This is a genomic window from Acinetobacter sp. 251-1 (assembly GCF_030329305.1).
Taxonomy (GTDB): domain Bacteria; phylum Pseudomonadota; class Gammaproteobacteria; order Pseudomonadales; family Moraxellaceae; genus Acinetobacter; species Acinetobacter piscicola_A.
Genome location: NZ_JACANS010000031.1, coordinates 1 through 18,480 on the forward strand (window position 1 = coordinate 1; position 18,480 = coordinate 18,480).

The window sequence follows — 18,480 nt, forward strand, 5'->3', positions numbered from 1 at the left end:
ATGCTTCGTCAGCATCAAGCTAGGTCGGCTATATTACTCTCTATCTCTAGAAAGTCAACATGTAATGAAAATTATTTTTAATCCTTCTTTCTAAAAACCAACTCAGTCAATTCAACCAAGTCATTGTTTTATCAGAAGTTTTAATCTTCATCACCGCCGATGGATGTGCATTCTACAGCATTTCAGATATGACACAACCCCTTTTTTTAAAGTTTTTTAATTTTATGCATCAAGTGATCTTTTTTTAGTCATTTTGAGTAAATTTACTACATTTTAGACTTAAAAGACGATTTTATTCTTCTAAAATTAGGTTTATTAAGTTTAGTAATATGAACCAACAGAGTTGGCGTGTAAGAAAGCAGGAATTAATCCTGTTAAAGCTGCACGAATATCTGCACGTTCATTAATAAGTTGATGTGAACCTTCTTCTAACATGAGCAAAGTCTGTAATCTAAATTTATGACGAATAAATTCGATATTATAACGCCAGTCTACTGTTTGATCTTGCGCACCTTGAGCAAGCCAAACTGGAATACGACACGCAGGACGATTTTCCATTTCCTGCATCCATTTAGACATCGCTAAGATCCAATCCATTCCCATCATACGTGGCTGTAAGGGATCTTTTAAACGTACAAATCTTAAAAATTCAGGATTGTGGTTGTTACGTCTAAAGTGTCGAGGCACTTCGCGTTTAATTCTACGAATAATGCCTAGCCCGACTGAGTTATGCCACCATGCCGATTTTGCTGGGCGAATAAGCGGTGATAATAATAAAACACGCTCAATAATTGGGTTTTCACGGCGCTGTGCATAGTCAAGTAAATGATGCATTAAAATTGCTGCACCTGTACTTTGCCCAATACCGACCCACGGTTTAGCAAGTTGGTCTGCATTTTTAACGTATTGATATACCGCCTGTAATACCTGTTGATAATGGTCAAAATTTTCAATATTGGCAGGTGAACCATTACTTAAACCATGCCCAGGTAAATCATAGGTTAGTACGCTAAAGCCCTGTTCTAAAATTTCTTGAATAATTGGCTGATAAATACCACTATGTTCAAGATAACCATGCAATAAAAACACTGTGCCTTTTATTTTTTCAACATTCGGTTGAAAAACCTGCACATGTAATTTAAATAATGGCATTTCAATAAAACCTTGCCAATGCTGCCCTTGTAATTGATCTAAACCATATAAACGGCGATAAGCTTGGATTTCTCTTGAAGGCTGATAAGGTTTATTTAAATTTAATGCTTCTAAAAGTTGTGGTGTTTGCTCTCGATTTGGAACAGGTAAATCGAGCTGTTTTAGAATGGTTGGATTTAAAAATGGGATGTCTGGCATTATGGCACCTCACGACAACCGCTTGAACCAAATAAAACATCTCGAATTGTTGCTAATGTTTCATAATTGGCACGGCGGCTGTGATTATAATTTTGTTGGCTAGGTTGCCAGTCGGTCAATGGCGTTGGCATAGGTGCTTCAATAGGAATGGTTTCAATACCATTTAAAGCAAATAATCGACGTGTTCTTGGCATATGATAACGATCAGTAATCAATAATACGGTGGGTGCACCACCTTTCTTTTGTAAAAGTAATGAGCTAAAGCGGGTATTTTCACAGGTGTTCATACTTCTATTTTCAAGTAGATTAGCATCTACACCACGTTCTTTAAGCCACGCTTGCATATAAGGTGCTTCTACACCACTAAGTACAATCGGTAATTTAACTTTTTTTTCTAAAGCCACAGTCGTTTCTAATCTTAAACGGGTATAGGCATTGACGATAATATCTTTTTGATTTTTATCTAGCGTTAATCCGCCACCTAAAACAACGATGGCATAAGGTTGATTGGTCACCTTGCTTTTAACAGTATTTTGATTTTGTAAACTTTCAATATCTGCTTGAACGGCAGAACTTGCCAATTCACTTTTCACATGTTCTTCTTTGACATGATGCGTTTTCAAAAATTTTAAGTATTGATCCATCAATACTTTATTATTTTCATTGTTTAAATCCAGTAAAGCTTTCACTGTTGTACTTTCATCATGCTGCACATCAGAAGCAGCTTGTTCTATAAGTAAAGGAATAACGGGTTTATCTTCATTTTCCTGTTTTTCTTTTTGTTTTTCGATAATTTTTTCTTGCAAGGCTTTATATCTAAGCTGCAAAGTGCTTAGACCTTGTGCATCTTGACTATTAATTTCCTGTTCCATCAATTTTAAATAGGCTTGTCGAGCTATCCAAAGTTGTGAACCTGGTTCTAAATTTTCCGACTCAGACAATGCAGCATTTTGTTGGCTTTGTGCTGCCAACTGATTAACCTCTACAGGCACAAAAGTATTAAGTAATTTCACCATCATATTGGAATAGAACGGCGTATACCAAAAAACCATTAGAGCAGCCAAAAAGACGAATAGGATTGCAATCCATCGTACTGTTTTGACCATCCAATGCTGTTTTTTCATTTTTTTATTTACCTAAATGAGACTGAATTAAACCTAATGTATTAAACAATACAGGTTCTGGCTCAAGTAACACATTAAATTTATTGTAAACATCCTGCTGTACTGCACGATATGTCGCTTGTATATCCTGCAAAGTTGCATCAGCATAGTTGACCAAAACAAGTGCTTGTTTCTCAAACATTCCTACTTGATTCAGTTTTTTACCTTTCCAACCTGTTTGATCAATTAACCAACCCGCCGCAATTTTAACCTGTTCATTTGCTTGAGGATAATGTGGAATATTAGGGAATTCTACAATTAATTGCGATAATTGATCTTTTGAAATAATCGGATTTTTAAAAAAACTACCTACATTTGGAAATTCTTGAGGATCGGGCAATTTACTTTGACGAATATGAATCACCTGTTTTTGTAAATTTTCCGCAGAAAGATCATCCTGCATTGCCGCTTTCAAATCGCCATAATTGATTTTTAAATCTGCTTGTTTTAACAGTTTAAAAATGACGCCTACAATGACATAACGGTTTGGCTCATCCTTAAAAATACTATGACGGTAAGAAAAATCGCAATCCTCAGCATCGATCAATTTAAACTGTTGCTGCTGACGATCATAGACCTCAACAGATTCAATAAACTCACCTGCCTCAACCCCATAAGCACCAATATTTTGTACAGGTGCCGCACCTACAAGCCCTGGAATTAAGGCAAGGTTTTGTAAACCATATAACTTTTGCGTGGTCGTCCACAATACAAAATCATGCCACACCTGTCCCGCACCGACTTTTAAAGTCTGTGTATGATCATCTTCGGATAAAAACTCAATGCCTTGAATCTCCATATGCATGACAAGTGCATGAATATTTTGTGGCAGTAACATGTTGCTACCACCCGATAAAATCAATACATTTAAATGTTGTGTTTTTGCATAAGCAAGCGCTTCAGTCAATACTTGTTTGGATTGAACTTTCACATAATGTGACGCTACTGCATCTAAACGTAATGTATTAAATTCTTTTAGAGAAACGTTTTTTTGAATATTCATACAAAACCTTAGTGTTACGCTTGACGTTTAAAATGTTCGACCCATGCTTGGCTACTTGATTCACACTGATCAAGCACGCGCTCAAAACCCTCTGCACCCCCATAATAAGGATCGGGTAATGCTTGTTGAAGGTAGTTCGGATCATGTTCGCTCATAAGTGCAACTGCAGCACGAACTTGATGTCCTTGAAGATTTTGCTCAGCTTCATGTTTTAAATTTAAGATATTTTTTAAGTTTTCTAAATCCATTGCTAAAATCAAATCAAATTCATAAAAATCATTTTGTTGTAACTGACGTGCGCGTAATGCGGATAAATCATATCCGCGTGCTTTCGCATGTTTTTGGCTACGTTCATCAGGTGCTTTATTGGGGTGATAATTACTTGTTCCTGCTGAATCAACTTGAATATTGAGTTGATGCTCATCACAATAATGTCGCAACACAACCTCAGCAGTTGGAGAACGGCAAATATTTCCTAAACACACACATAACACCTTGTATGGCGTTTTGGATGACATAACAACCTCAATTGATCATTTATTTTTTCAGGGCTTATGTTAAGTTATTTAACGAATGAATCCCATAGTACGACAAAACAATAATGTTTATTTTATGATGATAGATTAAGGATAATACATATGCGTCATTTTCAATTTCAAACTGTTGCCAATATCATTTCAGGTTTAGGCTCAATTCAAGAATTACACAACATTTTAAAAATAAAAAATTATAAAAAACTCTTACTCGTCACGGATGCTGGGATGATTCAACATCATTTGCATCGTCCAATTTTAGAGATCCTTGAACAATTAAGCTTAGATTATGTGATTTATTCAAAGGTACAAGCCGACCCTGCTGAAGATATTATTTTAGATGCGGTCAGTTATGCAAAGCGTGAACAGGTGGATGTCGTCATCGGGTTTGGGGGTGGCAGCTCAATGGATGTCGCAAAAGTCATTGCGATTTTAGCAGACCCAAAACAACAACAAAGTATTCAAGACTTATATGGTGTAAATAACGCACAGGCGCCTCGCTTACCCTTAATTTTAGTGCCAACAACTGCGGGTACAGGTTCCGAAGTCACACCTATTTCCATTGTAACGACTGGAGAAACCACCAAAACAGGTATTGTGGCACCTATTTTATATGCAGATATTGCAATTTTGGATGCCAATTTCACAATCGGTTTACCTGCACATATTACTGCGGCAACGGGTATTGATGCCATGGTACATGCGATTGAAGCCTATACCTCTAAAATTAAAAAGAATTTTTATGCAGATATGCTCGCTAAACAAGCCTTGAAGCTGTTAAATAAAAATTTACCTCTGGTGCTCAAAGATGGCTCAAACTTAGAAGCGCGACAAAATATGTTATTGGGTTCCATGCTTGCAGGTCAGGCATTTGCCAATGCGCCTGTAGGTGCTGTACATGCTTTGGCTTATCCACTCGGCGGACATTTTCATTTATCCCATGGACATACCAATGCCTTAGTTTTATTAGAAGTTTTAAAATTTAATGCTCCACATGCCAAGCAACTCTATGCTGAGTTAATGCAATATCTAGATCCTTATAGCAAAGGTTGTACAGATGGTTTATGTGATTTATTTATTGACCATATGCAACGTCATTTAGACAGCAGTGGTTTAACCTTAAAACTCAATCAGCTCCATGTTCCTGAAAATATGTTAGAGCAGTTAGCTGAAGATGCCATGTTACAAACACGCTTATTGCAAAATAATCCAAGAGAAATGACTCAATCACACGCTTTAAAAATTTACCAAGAAATTTATTAAGTGAATATTTATTAGTAACGTACCAAATTATTATTAGTTAAATCAGATGAAAAAGATGAAACCAGAAGTTAGAACTCGCACTCAATATTGTTTTTTATTTCCTATTCAAACCCGATGGGCTGATAATGACATTTATGGGCATGTCAACAATGTCACTTATATAGTTATTTTGATACCGCAGCCAATGCTCTCTTGATTCAAAAAACAGGTTTTGATATTCACCAGTCCCCCATTATTGGTTTAGTTGTCAATTCAGCTTGCGACTTTTTACAAGAACTCACCTATCCAGAAGTCATTGAAGTCGGTGTTGCAATCTCTAAAATAGGTACTTCTTCATTGACTTATGATTTAGCCATTTTTAAACAAGGGCAAAATGAAGCCTCAGCACAAGGTCACTTTGTACATGTGTTCGTTGAGCGTGAAACGAAAAAAAGCACCCCGATTCCACATGAAATGCGAGATGCTTTACAGGATTATTTAATTCAATAACCTAAACTTTCAATTGAATATTTTGCAACTCACCCTCAAAAGCTTGCAATAAGCTTTTGATCACAGGCTCAGCATGTAACATCTCTGTTGCTCGATCATAGGCACGTGCCTTACGTTCATTTTGCATATGAAATGGTGTGGTACTTTCGACCTCACCATATTGCACATTAAACACAGTACTCGACCATTGTTGTTTAAGTGATGACTCTAGCGCATGTTGAGTTTGATTTAATAAATTTTCATATTGCTTGGAAATTTGAAACGTAGAATGACCATTAATCATTCCAATCATCAAACCATGTTGTGCCAACTCCTGCACTGCAGGTGACAAATCACTGTTTCTAAACCAGTATTCCCATTTATTGACATCCCATTCACCTTCGAGTTGCTGTGGCGCAAGCTGTAAAATGTCTTGTGGCGTTTGCTGTGAATGATGTTGATGTGGTTCGATTTCGGCGGTAACTGGATTCTGCGGCTGATTTTTGGTGATGGATTCAGTCCCAACCTCAACCACCTCATGCAACTGTGCTACAGGTTTTGCTTCATCCATTTCTGAGGCAAGGAAGAAAACTTCTTCAGTTGCGGCAGTATTTGTTGTTGCAACATTTTCAGAAAAATCCGTGCCAAATGAAGTTAAAGCGAGTTCATCTGTATCCTGTAAACCTTGAGTTTCATTGACCACTTCAATATTTTCAGTGCGTTGTACTAACGATGTTTCAGGTTCAATGCCAATACTTAAGTCCTGAGCCTGCTCAATGTTTGCAGATTCTGCAATAGCTGCTAAATCTTGCGTATTTGGCATTTCAGTTGTCGATGTTAGTTCAACAGGCTCAAGCTGTTCAGCGACAGGCGCAATACTTTCAGGTGAATGCTCAATATGTGAAAGTGTAGTCGCTGTCTGAATTTGATGATCATCAACATGTTCAACAAGCTGATTTTGTTCAGCGTTATGCTGTTCTTGAATATCAGGTTTTGTTTCAAATTCAGGGTTTTGCTCAATGATGGGATGAGATTCAATAGCTTGTTCCACAACTAAAGACGACTGAACAGTTCTTGGCTCTGAAACCACAATTTCATTGGCTTGCAATGGACGGAATGCCAATAAACGCAAGACCGTCATTTCAAAGCCTTGTTCCTGCGTCACTGCCAATTGCAGATCTGCACGTCCCTTACAGGCAATCTGATAATACAACTGGATGTCCTGTGCAGAAACCAATTGCGATAATGTCATGATTTTTTTATTGATTTCAGCACTATATTTCAAGCTTAAATCAGGTAGATATTGCAACATTGCCAATTCATGTAATGTTGAAATAAATTGATCTAAAACCAAAGAGACATCCAAAGCTTGCTGTCTAAATTGCAATAAAAGCTGACTGACATGCTCACGCTGATTTTGATGAATCGCCAGAATCAAATCATAGATAATGGTTCGATCAATCAGCCCCAGCATTTCTTTGACATCTTGATGATGAATCGCACCTTGACCATAGGCAATCGCTTGATCGGTCAAAGACAATGCATCACGTAAGGAACCCTGTGCCGATTCAGCAATTTGCCAAATGGCATCTTGTTCAGACTGAATACTTTCTTTGGCTAAAATATCCGTTAAATGATGAGTAATCTCATCGACAGCCAAAGGGCGCAAGGTGAATTGCAAACAACGCGAAATCACCGTAATCGGAAGTTTTTGTGGATCGGTTGTGGCAAATAAAAATTTGACATGTGCAGGCGGTTCTTCCAATGTTTTCAATAAAGCATTAAAAGAATGCGTAGACAACATATGCACTTCATCGATCAGATAAACCTTGAAACGCCCTTGTGTCGGTGCATAAGGAACGTTATCCAATAATTCACGCGTATCTTCAACTTTGGTACGTGACGCCGCATCAATTTCAATTAGGTCAATAAAACGACCTTCATTGACTGCTTTACAGGTTGCACAGACTTCACACGGCGTAGACGTTACGCCCGTTTCGCAGTTTAGACATTTGGCTAAAATACGAGCGATAGTGGTTTTCCCCACACCTCGCGTTCCCGTAAACAAGTAAGCATGATGTAAACGACCACGATCCAATGCACTGGTTAATGCACGTGAAACGTGATTTTGTCCAACCAATTCATTAAAATTTCGCGGGCGATATTTACGTGCAAGTACCTGATACATGAAAGCTCCTCATTACAGCGTTAAGGATACTGTTTTTTTGCTCATTAGTGAATGAAGAATGTCTTTGAAGATGGTAATCGCTGAAATATCTAACAATCTTATGATCCGTAAAATATAAACTCAAAGGATGTTAAAACCACCCTTTACTGCCTTTCAGTTCAGCATCAGCACAACGCAAAGCTTCTTGAGTCAGCCCCCACAAGCGATAATCCCCTGTGATTGAAGCAATTTGAAAATTATGTGTATAGGCAAAACTGAGCCCTCGCTGTGGGTCACACCAAGCACCCGAGCCATTATATCCCATATGTCCGAAGCCTTTTTTCGCACGTTTCCCCATGGTAATGACACGGTGATACCCCAAACGCCACTTCATTGGAATTGGCATAACACGATCACGTTTGATCGATTGAATCCTGCTTAATTCTTTAAAAATTTCAGGTTTAATCAAGGTTTGATCATTCCAAACACCTTGATTGGCTAACATTGCATAGATTTTCGCTAGACTTTGAGCAGTAAAAACGCCATTTGCAGCAGGAATAATGGCTTGTAAGCCTTCATCACTAAAAAAGCTAAAATCACGCATAGCTTTGGGCACCATTGCATCTAAAAAGTCTTGTGGATTTTGCCCACTCAGTTCAATCAGTTTGTCTGAAAATGATGTTTTATGTTTCTTCTTATGATGCTTAGGCTTGCTACTTTGCTCTGCCACGTGTGCTTTTACTTGTGGAATTAATCGTGCAACTCGTGCCAATTCCCCACTCGGCACACCAAAATAAGCGCCATCAAGTGCTAAAGGATCGACTAAATACGTTTGCATTAACCATCTTAAAGGTTGTCCTGTAGCTTTTTCCAACACACCACCCACGAGCCAACCAAAAGTAAGTGCTTGATAGGCAATATCTTCACCTACAGCAAAACGCGGAGTCGCTTGCTCCATCACCTTTAACATATGTTGCCAATCGGCCATCTCTTTTGCTTGTTCAATCAAATTACGAATATCGAACAAACCACTTTGGTGACTGAGAATATGACGTAACGTGATCTGTTGTTTACCATTTTGACCAAATTCAGACCAATATTGCGCCACTGGCGTATCATAGTCTAAGAAACCTTCACTCACTAAAATATGTGCTAATGTGGCTAAGACACCTTTTCCTGTTGAATAACAAACCGATAATGTTTGATTGTTCCAGTTTTCCGTTTCTGATTTTTTACCCGTAAAAATATCTACAACTTTTTGACCTTGAAAATACACCACTAATGCAGCGCCACCAAATTGAGCACGACCATCTTGTAAACGACTAAATTGTTCTGCTAAATCTATAAATCTTTCATCAACATCGCCTTGATAGTTTTTCTTATCGGCAAATATAATTTCCTTAATTGCACTCATACTCAAACCCTTATTTTTATTCCACTCAAAAAAAAGCCTAAATCATCTCGACTTAGGCTTGCTATCTTATTTGATTTTATTGTGCTTTGACTACACCTGTAACGTGTGGTTTATGCGATTTTTCATTTCGAATAAGAAAATCAGTTGCTGATCCTTGAGTCGCTGTCAAAAACTCAACCTTTGAAGGTAAGAACATTGGTAGTTTAAAGTACACATCGGCTTCATAAGTTTCTGGTAAAGTTAAGCTTGCCAAAGCACGTGCTTTACTCCACATGCCATGTGCAATCGCCTGTTTAAAACCAAAGGCTTTCGCTGTCAAAGCATGAATATGAATCAAGTTAAAGTCACCCGAAGTTTTTGCATAACGGCGACCTGTATTTTCTGAAACATCCCATACCGCTTGTACTTGATAATTAGGCGCTTTACTTTCTTTGGCTTTTTCTACAGCAGCCCCATCGGTTTTTTGGCGTGATAAATAGGTGGTTAATCCTTCCATCACCACTTCATTACCCACTTTTGCAGTGGTAATAAAATCAAATTGTAGACCCTTATCATGCGGTTGTACTTCACCAAATTGACATGACAATGTGATCTTTTCATTCACACCAATTTTACGTGTCTGTTTAATCTGGTTACGGATATGTACCAAACCTAAAATTGCAAATGGAAATGCTTCTGTTGTCATCATATGCATTTGCAAACTTTGTGACAATACAGCCAAATAAATCGCTGGAATATAACCATTATTTTTAAAGCCACAAACTTCGTTATATGCTCTTAAATGTTGTTGGTCGACTTGTAAAGAATCCACCACATATTCAACTTGTGGTAGCACTTTTTCACCTTTCGGCTTTTTAATGATTAAACCTTGTACAACTTTTGCATAAGCAACATAAGGTTTTGGCAGTTGACTAAAATGGCGAGTATTCATACTAGACCTTTGAAATGTTTTATTTCGATATTTAAAACCCCTTCTCACTCAGAAAGAAGGCTGGGATAAGGGGCAAAACTATCTCATTTTTAATTTATAAATAACCCTACCTCTGCCTAATCCTCTCCTTTAAAGATCAGGAAAGGAAATTTAGAGGCTGTGTTATTAAGCACCTAACAAGCTTTGACCACATACACGAACAATATTGCCATTTAAACCTGTAGAAGCTGTTGCAGCAAAGAGTGCAATAGTTTCAGCAACATCAACAGGTTGACCACCTTGGCTCATCGAGTTCATACGACGACCTGCTTCACGAATTGCAAATGGAATTGCAGCCGTCATTTGGGTTTCAATAAAACCAGGGGCAACCGCATTAATGGTAATGCCATCTTTTAAAATAGGTGCAGTAAATTTCACCAAACCAATCACACCTGCTTTAGACGCCGCATAGTTCGTTTGACCTAAATTACCTGCAATACCTGAAATTGAAGAGACACATACAATACGACCATTGGCATTTAGACCTTCATTTGCCAATAAATAGTCATTGATACGCTCAGCCGCAGACAAGTTAATGTTAATTACAAGATCCCACATTTCAGGTTTCATATTTGCCAAAGTTTTGTCACGTGTAACCCCTGCATTATGCACGATCACATCTAAACCACCTTGTGCAGCCGCAGCCGCTTTAATTTTTTCACCTGCATCTGCTGCTGTAATATCAATGGCTAATGTTGATCCACCAATTTCACTTGCAACACGATCTAAATCTGCTTGTTGTTGTGGGACATCTAAACAAATCACATGCGCACCATCACGTGACAGTACATGGGCGATTGCTTCACCAATCCCACGGCTTGCACCTGTCACCAACGCTGTTTTACCTGCAAGTGGTTTTGCCCAATCAACATCAACAACTTTTGCATTTGAAACATGGATCACTTGACCAGAAACATAAGCAGAACGTGGTGAAATCAAGAAACGTAATGAAGATTCTAAATTTTTTGCCGCATCAGCATCGACAAGAATTAAATCCGCAGCGATTCCTTTTTTAAATTCTTTACCTACTGCCTTTACAAAACCTTCCAAAGCGCGCTGAGCAATTGCTTGTTTTACTGTAGGTGCAGATTCTGGTGTTAGACCGATCACGATCACACGCCCTGAGTTTTGAATTTGACGTGCGATTGGATTAAAGAATTTATGGAGTTCGTGTAATTGTTCTGAGTTTTGAATACCTGAAGCATCAAAAACAACAGCTTTAAATTTAGACTCTTTATCACCTTCGTTAAATGCACCAACAGTTAAACCTACTTTTGCCGCTTCTTGCTGTAGCTCAACATTATTACCCACATAACTATTTGCATGAATATTACTTAATACTTGCGCAATTTCACTTGAAAATAGGCTATTCGGTGCAGCACCTAACAACACTGCACCTTTGATAACAGGTGTTGCTGATTCAAAACGATCTAAAGAAACAGGTGATGGTAAACCTAAATTTTTGATGACAAATTTACCAATTGGGGATTTAGAAAATGCTTGGTATTGATCAGTCATGGTAATAATCTCTCAGTAAATAAATTTTTTAATAAGTCTGCAGGTATCCATTAACTTCAAGTTTAATGTCAGATACTTATATTTTAATAGACTTATTATGTTTCAGTTAAATAATACTTGAGTTAAAGACTTCATGTCTTGACCTGAATGCTTTGGCAAATGTCATTTTAGTCAATTCCGCACTTCTTCAATTATGGTAATGTTAACATCAAGAAGATTAGCCACATGCTTGGAAAAGCCTTATGAGCAAAACAACTCAAGAAAATCCAACAGTTCAAAATTCTACTGCGGAAGAAGTGTCAAATACATCAAAGCCACGTACTCGTTCAACTAAAAGCACTGGCACTGCTGCTCGTACAACAAATAGCAACAGTAAACCACGCCGTACAACAAGTACTACTACACGTAAAAGCACTGCTTCTACAACACAAAAAGCTGATCCAGCAACATCTCCATCGACTTCTCAAACTTCTGTTTCACAGGGAAAAATCATGAGTCAAAATACTATTCGCCGTGTTGCAATTCTTGGTGGCAACCGTATTCCATTTGCACGTTCAAATGGCGCTTATTTTAAAGCAACCAACATTGACATGTTAACTGCTGCACTCAATGGTTTAGTTGAGCGTTATAAATTACAAGATCAACGTTTAGGTGAAGTTGTTGCGGGTGCAGTGCTTAAACACAGCCGTGACTTTAACATGACACGTGAATGTGTATTAAACACTCAACTTGCACCAGAAACACCAGCTTATGATTTACAACAAGCGTGTGGCACAGGTTTACAAGCTGCTTTTGCCGTTGCCAATAAAATTGCTTTAGGTCAAATTGAAGTCGGTATTGCAGGTGGTGTAGATACAACTTCTGATGCACCAATTGCATTTGGTGATGGTTTACGTAAAGCTTTACTAGAGTTGAATATTGCAAAAACGGGTAAAGATCGTCTAAAAGCATTAACAAAAATCAACATAAAAGATTTATTAGATGCACCTAAAAATGGTGAGCCACGTACAGGTTTATCTATGGGTGACCATCAAGCGATTACTGCGCTTGAATGGGGTATTTCTCGTGAAGCACAAGATCAGCTTGCTGCATCTTCACATCAAAAAATGGCAAAAGCTTACGAAGATGGTTTCTTTGATGACTTAATCACACCATTTATGGGTCTTGAGCGTGACAACAACTTACGTCCTGACTCTTCTGTAGAAAAACTTGCAAAATTAAAGCCTGCTTTTGGTAAAGGCGAAAATGCAACGATGACTGCAGGTAACTCTACACCATTAACAGATGGTGCTTCTGTGGTGTTACTCGCATCTGAAGAATGGGCAAAAGCCAATGGTCATGAAGTACTTGCTTACTTATCATTCTCAGAAACTGCAGCCGTTGACTTTGTGGGTAAAAAAGAAGGCTTACTCATGGCGCCTGCTTATGCAGTTCCTCGTATGCTTGAACGTGCAAATATGAAACTTCAAGATTTTGATTATTATGAAATCCATGAAGCATTTGCATCACAAGTGTTATCTACATTAAAAGCTTGGGAAGATCCAAAATTCTGTAAAGAACGTTTAGGTTTAGACGCACCTTTAGGTTCAATTGATATGGCGAAACTCAATATCCATGGTTCTTCACTTGCTGCGGGTCACCCATTTGCTGCAACAGGTGGTCGTATTTTGGCAACTGCTGCAAAAATCTTAAACCAAAAAGGTTCAGGTAAGATTTTAGTGTCGATCTGTGCTGCGGGCGGTCAAGGTGTAACAGCGATTGTAGAGAAATAATCTTCTACTTTTGAAATAAATTCTGAAATAAAACCCAAATCCCCATAAGATCAATCTTGTGGGGATTTTTTTTCTTTGACCATTTGCTGATGATATGGATGGATAAATTTAAAGCTTCTAGGATCGACCACTGTGCTTTTTAGAATTTTTTCCGATTGTTGTTGAATGATTTGCCAGTCTTTTAAATGCACTCGAAAAAAGCGAGCACGCAAAGCAACTTTATTCATATAAGGTTCAAGCGACCATTCCATTTCACATCTAGGACGCCATGTGGTATTTGGTGGTGCGTTTTTACACCTAATCATAGTCATTACCCTGCCTTGGCTATTTTTTTCTGTATAAATATCATAAGTATCTTGATATTTCCAATGCTTGACCCATTCAGGGTGAGCAACATATTCATCTAAACCAAAGACTTGTTTTGAAGTAGGAACAACCGTACCGCTATAATGAAAGTCTTTTAAACGTTCCAAACTTAGACTATCTGTATCAAGGGTCGATCTTAAAAAGGTCGTATGGACATCACGGTCATAATAACGATCACCTGCAAGTACTGCAGTTGTTACCCATTGATTATCGTTTCTGTCCTTTTCAGCTTCATATTCTTGTTCACTTTGCCGAGGCGCTTCTCTATAAGTCACCAAGATCAGACCTGTGGTATATTTAAAATCCCAGTAAAAACTGGTTAATCCAGAGTCAAAATTATGTTTTTGACGTTCATAGGGTTTCCAACCTTTTTCACCTGTAATGGTCGGGTCATCACAATATTCAGCCATATCGAACTCTTCTCCCAACATCACGGGTTTACCCCCTAAATTTCCCACACGATAGGGCAAACCATAAGGTCCCATGGGGATTTTAAAATCAGGATCATGCTTAATCGGGGAAATACAGCCCTCAGGTAATCTTCCAGAATGATGATAGGTACTCGCACATCTCACAGCGATAATGCTTATACCAATCCCAATGATGATTAAAAGTGCTTTATTCATTTTATCCCCATAATTTTTTAAATTAACGCATGAGTTAAATACTCTATTTTCTTTTAATATTTTCAGAGCTTTATATGAATTTTATATTCTAAAATAGTCATTCATTATATCATCAGTCTTAACAAAATTGTTATTTTAATTAAAAACAATCATCCACCCAATAAAAAAGAGACCTACAATATAGGTCTCTTTAATATTCAAAAATACAGCACTATTGATTCAATAATTTATCAATCACGCCAAACTTTTTAAATAACTTCGCACGACGTTTCGGATAAATATTGGCTTTATTTAAATCACCATTATAGTGATCAAATACACGCTGATCCATAATTTTAAACCATAAAGACGGAATCAATGCAGGCAATAACATACTTGCATAACCACTTGGCAACTCAGGTGCTTCGTCAAAATGACGCAAAGCTTGGAATGGACGTGTTGGATATGCGTGATGATCTGAATGACGTTGTAATTGATATAAAAATAGATTGGTCACGATGTTGTTATTATTCCAACTATGTTCAGGCATGGTACGTTCATATTTACCATTTTCATCTTTCTGACGCAGTAAACCATAGTGTTCAATATAATTAATAATTTCAAATAAGCTAATACCATACGCCGATTGCGTCAATAAATAAGGAAGCGTTGATGTTCCAAATAATTTCAGCATTGAAGCGTGAAAACCTGCACTCATCGCCCAACCTTGTAAAAGTTCATTCTCTTTAGACCAAAACTCTAAGCCTTTACGTTTTAAACGATTTTTTTCAATTTCAATCGCTGATTTAAACGAACCAACGACTGTACGAGGTAAAAACTCATAAAAAGTTTCGCCCATTTTGGATGATGCTGGGTCTTCAGGTGTTGCAGCGCGTTTGTGATGACCATACGGGTGTTCAACACGGAAATGATTATAACCTGTAGGTACAAGCGCCAAATGTGACAGAATATGGTCAATACGATTCGATTTATGGCTCAATTCATGCGCGGTATTCACTGCAATACCATTAATTGCACCCATTGAAATACCCAATAAAATTTTATCAACAAAAGAAGTTGTTTTACGACTCGTTAAATAACATGCATAAATATTGGCAACATATTGCAGAGGAATAAACGTTTTCACGAGTCGTGAATAATAAGGATCTTGTTCAAGTAATTTAATATCTTCAGTTGAAGGATTATTATTGTCTTGTCCAACAATGGTATCAATTGTTGGAATGATGATATGCAAAACAATGGGGCCACCCAAAGCAAAAACTTTTTTAAATGGCTTTGGTGCAAATTGATAGCCTGCTAAAATTCCAATACCAATAATGGGCAATGCAGGACTAATTGCCCATAAATAGCGTTTTTTGTCGAGTTGTAAAACAGATTTAGTCGATATTTCCTGTAACTGCTGTTCACTCAATGAAATAGGTGCATTCATCGTAAATTCTTCCTTATATTTCTTATCGCTATATTTATGCAATTAGGCGAGACAAAACAGTTGTCAGCGTCCAAAAAAGCTATGAAAAAGTCCTTGGCTTATTTAAGCTAGAGATTGTCCTTCAAGCACATGTTTTAATATCCACCTCATATTTTATTCTTGAAATTTAAATTATTATTTGTTTATGGATGCGCTCAGTAAAATTTTTGATGATATTCATCTCAACCATTCGGAATACCTGTATCTACAAGCACAAGGAGATTGGGCATTCCATAGTTGCGCACAAGATGCTGTCATTACACATATTGTTTTATATGGTACAGCACATCTACAGTTTTCTAAAAACTTAACGATTGATTTAAACACTGGAGATATGATTCTAATCCCCGCAGGCCTAGCACATTCAGTATCTAATCAAATTGAACATAAGCTCTTAGAATCTTTAGATATTGCACCTTTATTTTGTGGCTTAAGGCAAGATGCGATTGAATTTGGACAAGGTAGCAATGAAAAAACTTTAATTCTTACGGTGAGATGCCATCTCAATGCCATCATGGCACGCCCGCTCGTCAATGCGCTTCCCCCTTATTTACATATTAAAAATGCTTTAAGTGATTCAGCACCTGAATGGTTACGTATCGGTTTATATTTTGTGGCTTCAGATACACAACGGACTTTGGCAGGTAAAAATAAAATTTTAGATCATCTGGTGAGTATTATGATGATTGAATGTGTACGTGACTATATTGAGCAGCTACAAGATCAAAATAATTGGTTAAATGCCTTAATTCATCCTGAACTATCGAATGCCTTAGCTGTCATTCACAGTCAACCCCATATTGCATGGACGGTTGAAAGCTTAGCGGAACAATGTTGTATGTCACGTTCAAAATTTGCCAATTTATTCAATCAAGTCGTCGGTGAAACACCACTTGCTTATTTACAACAACATCGTTTGCGTCTTGCAAGTCAACTGTTAAAACAAGGGCAACTTAGCATACAGCAAATTGCTCATCAAGTCGGCTATTCGTCAGAAACTGCATTTAGCCAAGCCTTTAAAAAACAATTTGAAATCAGTCCAAGTCAATATCGCAATCAAATCAATTAAAATTACTACGAATGGCTAAAAAATACTGAGATTATTTATAATAATAAAAACCAGTATTTTTCTCTCCATTAATATAAAAATAGAGCCTCATTTTGAGGCTCTATTTTAACTATTCAAACCCTAAACTTTATACAAATTACGCAGCAGAACGCTCAGCAATTGGCACAACTTTACGCAGTTCAGGACCTGTGTAGTCCGCACTTGGACGAATAATACGGTTGTCAGCACGCTGCTCCATGACGTGTGCCGCCCAACCTGTTACACGGCTCATCACAAAGATTGGTGTGAACAGTTTGGTTGCAATTCCCATGAAATGATAAGCAGATGCATGGAAGAAGTCTGCGTTACAGAATAATTTCTTCTCACGCCACATCACTTCTTCGCAACGTACTGATACTGGATAAAGTACAGTGTCACCGACATCTTTCGCTAAACGCTCAGACCAGATTTTGATGATGCCGTTACGTGGATCATTGTCTTTATAAATCGCATGACCAAAGCCCATGATCTTTTCTTTACGCTCAAGTTTGCCCAACATTTCACGTTCAGCTTCTTCAGGTGACGTCCAGTTTTCGATCATTTCCATCGCAGCTTCGTTTGCACCACCATGGAGTGGACCACGGAGTGAACCAATTGCACCTGTGATACAAGAATGCATATCTGAAAGCGTCGAAGCACATACACGTGCTGTGAATGTAGATGCGTTAAACTCATGCTCTGCATAAAGAATTAACGAGACATTCATCACTTGTTCATGCAATTCATTTGGTTTTTCACCACGTAGTAAATGCAGGAATTGAGCACCGATTGAATCATCATCGGTGTTTTCTTCAACACGTACGCCATCATGGCTAAAACGGTACCAGTAGCAAATGATTGCAGGCAAAGTTGCAAGAATACGGTCTGCAACATCTTGTTGTTCATCAAATGATTTTTCAGTCTCAAGGTTACCCAGCATTGAAACACCTGTGCGCATCACATCCATTGGATGTGAGTCAGCAGGAATACGTTCTAAAACTTCTTTCAATGCTTGTGGTAATTGGCGAAGTGATTTCAATTTTGCTTTATATGCAGTCAACTGTTCTGTTGTTGGTAATTCACCAAAGAAAATCAGGTACGCGACTTCTTCAAACTGACAGTTTTCTGCCAAGTCTTGAACGTCATAACCACGGTAAGTTAAGCCTGCGCCGCTCTTACCTACTGTAGATAATGCTGTTTTACCTGCAACTTGACCACGTAAGCCTGCGCCTGTAAGTACTTTTCCTTCAGCCATTTTTATTTTCCTTCTGTGAATAGTTTGTCTAATGTATTTTCAAATGTATGATAATCA

The 18,480-nt window shown here is 37.8% G+C and carries 14 protein-coding genes and 1 pseudogene; 4 read left to right on the plus strand and 11 right to left on the minus strand.

All coding sequences use genetic code 11. The features are described 5' to 3' along the window. Positions 1-321: 321 nt before the first annotated feature. Genes HX129_RS16915 through HX129_RS16930 form a run of 4 tightly spaced genes read right to left on the minus strand, consistent with a single transcriptional unit; the run spans position 322 to position 4,034 of the window. Positions 322-1,350 (minus strand): alpha/beta hydrolase, encoded by a 1,029-nt coding sequence (locus HX129_RS16915; RefSeq protein ID WP_174492516.1) that lies wholly within the window; start codon positions 1,348-1,350, stop codon positions 322-324. Beyond that, entirely contained in the window at positions 1,350-2,474 is a 1,125-nt protein-coding gene (locus tag HX129_RS16920; protein WP_286435256.1) for a YdcF family protein, read from the minus strand. Before HX129_RS16920 ends, HX129_RS16915 begins: the two co-directional genes overlap by 1 nt. Positions 2,475-2,478: 4 nt before the next feature. Then, a complete protein-coding gene (gene murB, locus HX129_RS16925) occupies positions 2,479-3,516 on the minus strand; it encodes a UDP-N-acetylmuramate dehydrogenase (protein ID WP_286435257.1) in 1,038 nt (345 codons plus the stop codon). Positions 3,517-3,530: 14 nt separating this feature from the next. Then, the gene (locus tag HX129_RS16930) at positions 3,531-4,034 is read right to left on the minus strand and encodes a low molecular weight protein-tyrosine-phosphatase (protein WP_130075448.1); all 504 of its coding nucleotides are present in this window, start codon (positions 4,032-4,034) and stop codon (positions 3,531-3,533) included. A gap of 120 nt (positions 4,035-4,154) precedes the next feature. Between HX129_RS16930 and HX129_RS16935 the strand changes: the two genes are divergently transcribed. Together HX129_RS16935 and HX129_RS16940 are read left to right on the plus strand one after the other, a co-directional pair. After that, positions 4,155-5,312: an iron-containing alcohol dehydrogenase gene (locus HX129_RS16935; RefSeq protein WP_286435258.1), complete on the plus strand. Its 1,158-nt coding sequence runs from the start codon at positions 4,155-4,157 to the stop codon at positions 5,310-5,312. A 55-nt stretch (positions 5,313-5,367) separates the two neighbouring features. Next, positions 5,368-5,801, plus strand: a pseudogene (locus tag HX129_RS16940) (acyl-CoA thioesterase). Between the two features lies 1 nt (position 5,802). Here HX129_RS16940 and dnaX read toward each other — a convergent pair. The 4 genes from dnaX to HX129_RS16960 all read right to left on the minus strand — a co-directional run bounded on the left by dnaX (position 5,803) and on the right by HX129_RS16960 (position 11,849). Next, positions 5,803-7,968, minus strand: coding sequence for a DNA polymerase III subunit gamma/tau (gene dnaX, locus HX129_RS16945; RefSeq protein WP_286435259.1), 2,166 nt, complete (start codon positions 7,966-7,968; stop codon positions 5,803-5,805). A gap of 130 nt (positions 7,969-8,098) precedes the next feature. Continuing rightward, a complete protein-coding gene (locus HX129_RS16950) occupies positions 8,099-9,361 on the minus strand; it encodes a serine hydrolase domain-containing protein (protein WP_286436360.1) in 1,263 nt (420 codons plus the stop codon). A 76-nt stretch (positions 9,362-9,437) separates the two neighbouring features. Next, the gene (locus HX129_RS16955; protein ID WP_286435263.1) at positions 9,438-10,292 is read right to left on the minus strand and encodes a MaoC family dehydratase; all 855 of its coding nucleotides are present in this window, start codon (positions 10,290-10,292) and stop codon (positions 9,438-9,440) included. Between the two features lie 165 nt (positions 10,293-10,457). Further along, complete coding sequence (locus HX129_RS16960; RefSeq protein ID WP_130075437.1) at positions 10,458-11,849, minus strand: 3-oxoacyl-ACP reductase; 1,392 nt, start codon at positions 11,847-11,849, stop codon at positions 10,458-10,460. A gap of 242 nt (positions 11,850-12,091) precedes the next feature. Here HX129_RS16960 and HX129_RS16965 point away from each other — a divergent pair, with 242 nt between their 5' ends. Then, complete coding sequence (locus tag HX129_RS16965; RefSeq protein WP_286435265.1) at positions 12,092-13,621, plus strand: acetyl-CoA C-acetyltransferase; 1,530 nt, start codon at positions 12,092-12,094, stop codon at positions 13,619-13,621. 50 nt (positions 13,622-13,671) lie between these two features. On the opposite strand, the gene HX129_RS16970 is transcribed toward HX129_RS16965, so the two are convergent. After that, entirely contained in the window at positions 13,672-14,613 is a 942-nt protein-coding gene (locus tag HX129_RS16970; RefSeq protein WP_286435266.1) for a hypothetical protein, read from the minus strand. A 211-nt stretch (positions 14,614-14,824) separates the two neighbouring features. Next, the gene (locus tag HX129_RS16975; protein WP_130075432.1) at positions 14,825-16,042 is read right to left on the minus strand and encodes an alkane 1-monooxygenase; all 1,218 of its coding nucleotides are present in this window, start codon (positions 16,040-16,042) and stop codon (positions 14,825-14,827) included. 184 nt (positions 16,043-16,226) lie between these two features. Here HX129_RS16975 and HX129_RS16980 point away from each other — a divergent pair, with 184 nt between their 5' ends. Beyond that, complete coding sequence (locus HX129_RS16980) at positions 16,227-17,150, plus strand: AraC family transcriptional regulator (protein ID WP_286435268.1); 924 nt, start codon at positions 16,227-16,229, stop codon at positions 17,148-17,150. Between the two features lie 136 nt (positions 17,151-17,286). On the opposite strand, the gene prpC is transcribed toward HX129_RS16980, so the two are convergent. Further along, positions 17,287-18,423 carry a bifunctional 2-methylcitrate synthase/citrate synthase gene (prpC, locus tag HX129_RS16985; RefSeq protein WP_174492507.1) on the minus strand — a complete coding sequence of 379 codons (1,137 nt, stop codon included), beginning with the start codon at positions 18,421-18,423 and terminating at the stop codon, positions 17,287-17,289. Between the last annotated feature and the right edge of the window lie 57 nt (positions 18,424-18,480).

What these genes read in the sequence shown, in the direction of transcription:
- HX129_RS16915 (WP_174492516.1), bottom strand. Translation starts at nt 1,350, where the DNA reads ATGCCAGACATCCCATTTTTAAATCCAACCATTCTAAAACAGCTCGAT.
- HX129_RS16920 (WP_286435256.1), bottom strand. Translation starts at nt 2,474, where the DNA reads ATGAAAAAACAGCATTGGATGGTCAAAACAGTACGATGGATTGCAATC.
- murB (WP_286435257.1), bottom strand. Translation starts at nt 3,516, where the DNA reads ATGAATATTCAAAAAAACGTTTCTCTAAAAGAATTTAATACATTACGT.
- HX129_RS16930 (WP_130075448.1), bottom strand. Translation starts at nt 4,034, where the DNA reads ATGTCATCCAAAACGCCATACAAGGTGTTATGTGTGTGTTTAGGAAAT.
- HX129_RS16935 (WP_286435258.1), top strand. Translation starts at nt 4,155, where the DNA reads ATGCGTCATTTTCAATTTCAAACTGTTGCCAATATCATTTCAGGTTTA.
- dnaX (WP_286435259.1), bottom strand. Translation starts at nt 7,968, where the DNA reads ATGTATCAGGTACTTGCACGTAAATATCGCCCGCGAAATTTTAATGAA.
- HX129_RS16950 (WP_286436360.1), bottom strand. Translation starts at nt 9,361, where the DNA reads ATGAGTGCAATTAAGGAAATTATATTTGCCGATAAGAAAAACTATCAA.
- HX129_RS16955 (WP_286435263.1), bottom strand. Translation starts at nt 10,292, where the DNA reads ATGAATACTCGCCATTTTAGTCAACTGCCAAAACCTTATGTTGCTTAT.
- HX129_RS16960 (WP_130075437.1), bottom strand. Translation starts at nt 11,849, where the DNA reads ATGACTGATCAATACCAAGCATTTTCTAAATCCCCAATTGGTAAATTT.
- HX129_RS16965 (WP_286435265.1), top strand. Translation starts at nt 12,092, where the DNA reads ATGAGCAAAACAACTCAAGAAAATCCAACAGTTCAAAATTCTACTGCG.
- HX129_RS16970 (WP_286435266.1), bottom strand. Translation starts at nt 14,613, where the DNA reads ATGAATAAAGCACTTTTAATCATCATTGGGATTGGTATAAGCATTATC.
- HX129_RS16975 (WP_130075432.1), bottom strand. Translation starts at nt 16,042, where the DNA reads ATGAATGCACCTATTTCATTGAGTGAACAGCAGTTACAGGAAATATCG.
- HX129_RS16980 (WP_286435268.1), top strand. Translation starts at nt 16,227, where the DNA reads ATGGATGCGCTCAGTAAAATTTTTGATGATATTCATCTCAACCATTCG.
- prpC (WP_174492507.1), bottom strand. Translation starts at nt 18,423, where the DNA reads ATGGCTGAAGGAAAAGTACTTACAGGCGCAGGCTTACGTGGTCAAGTT.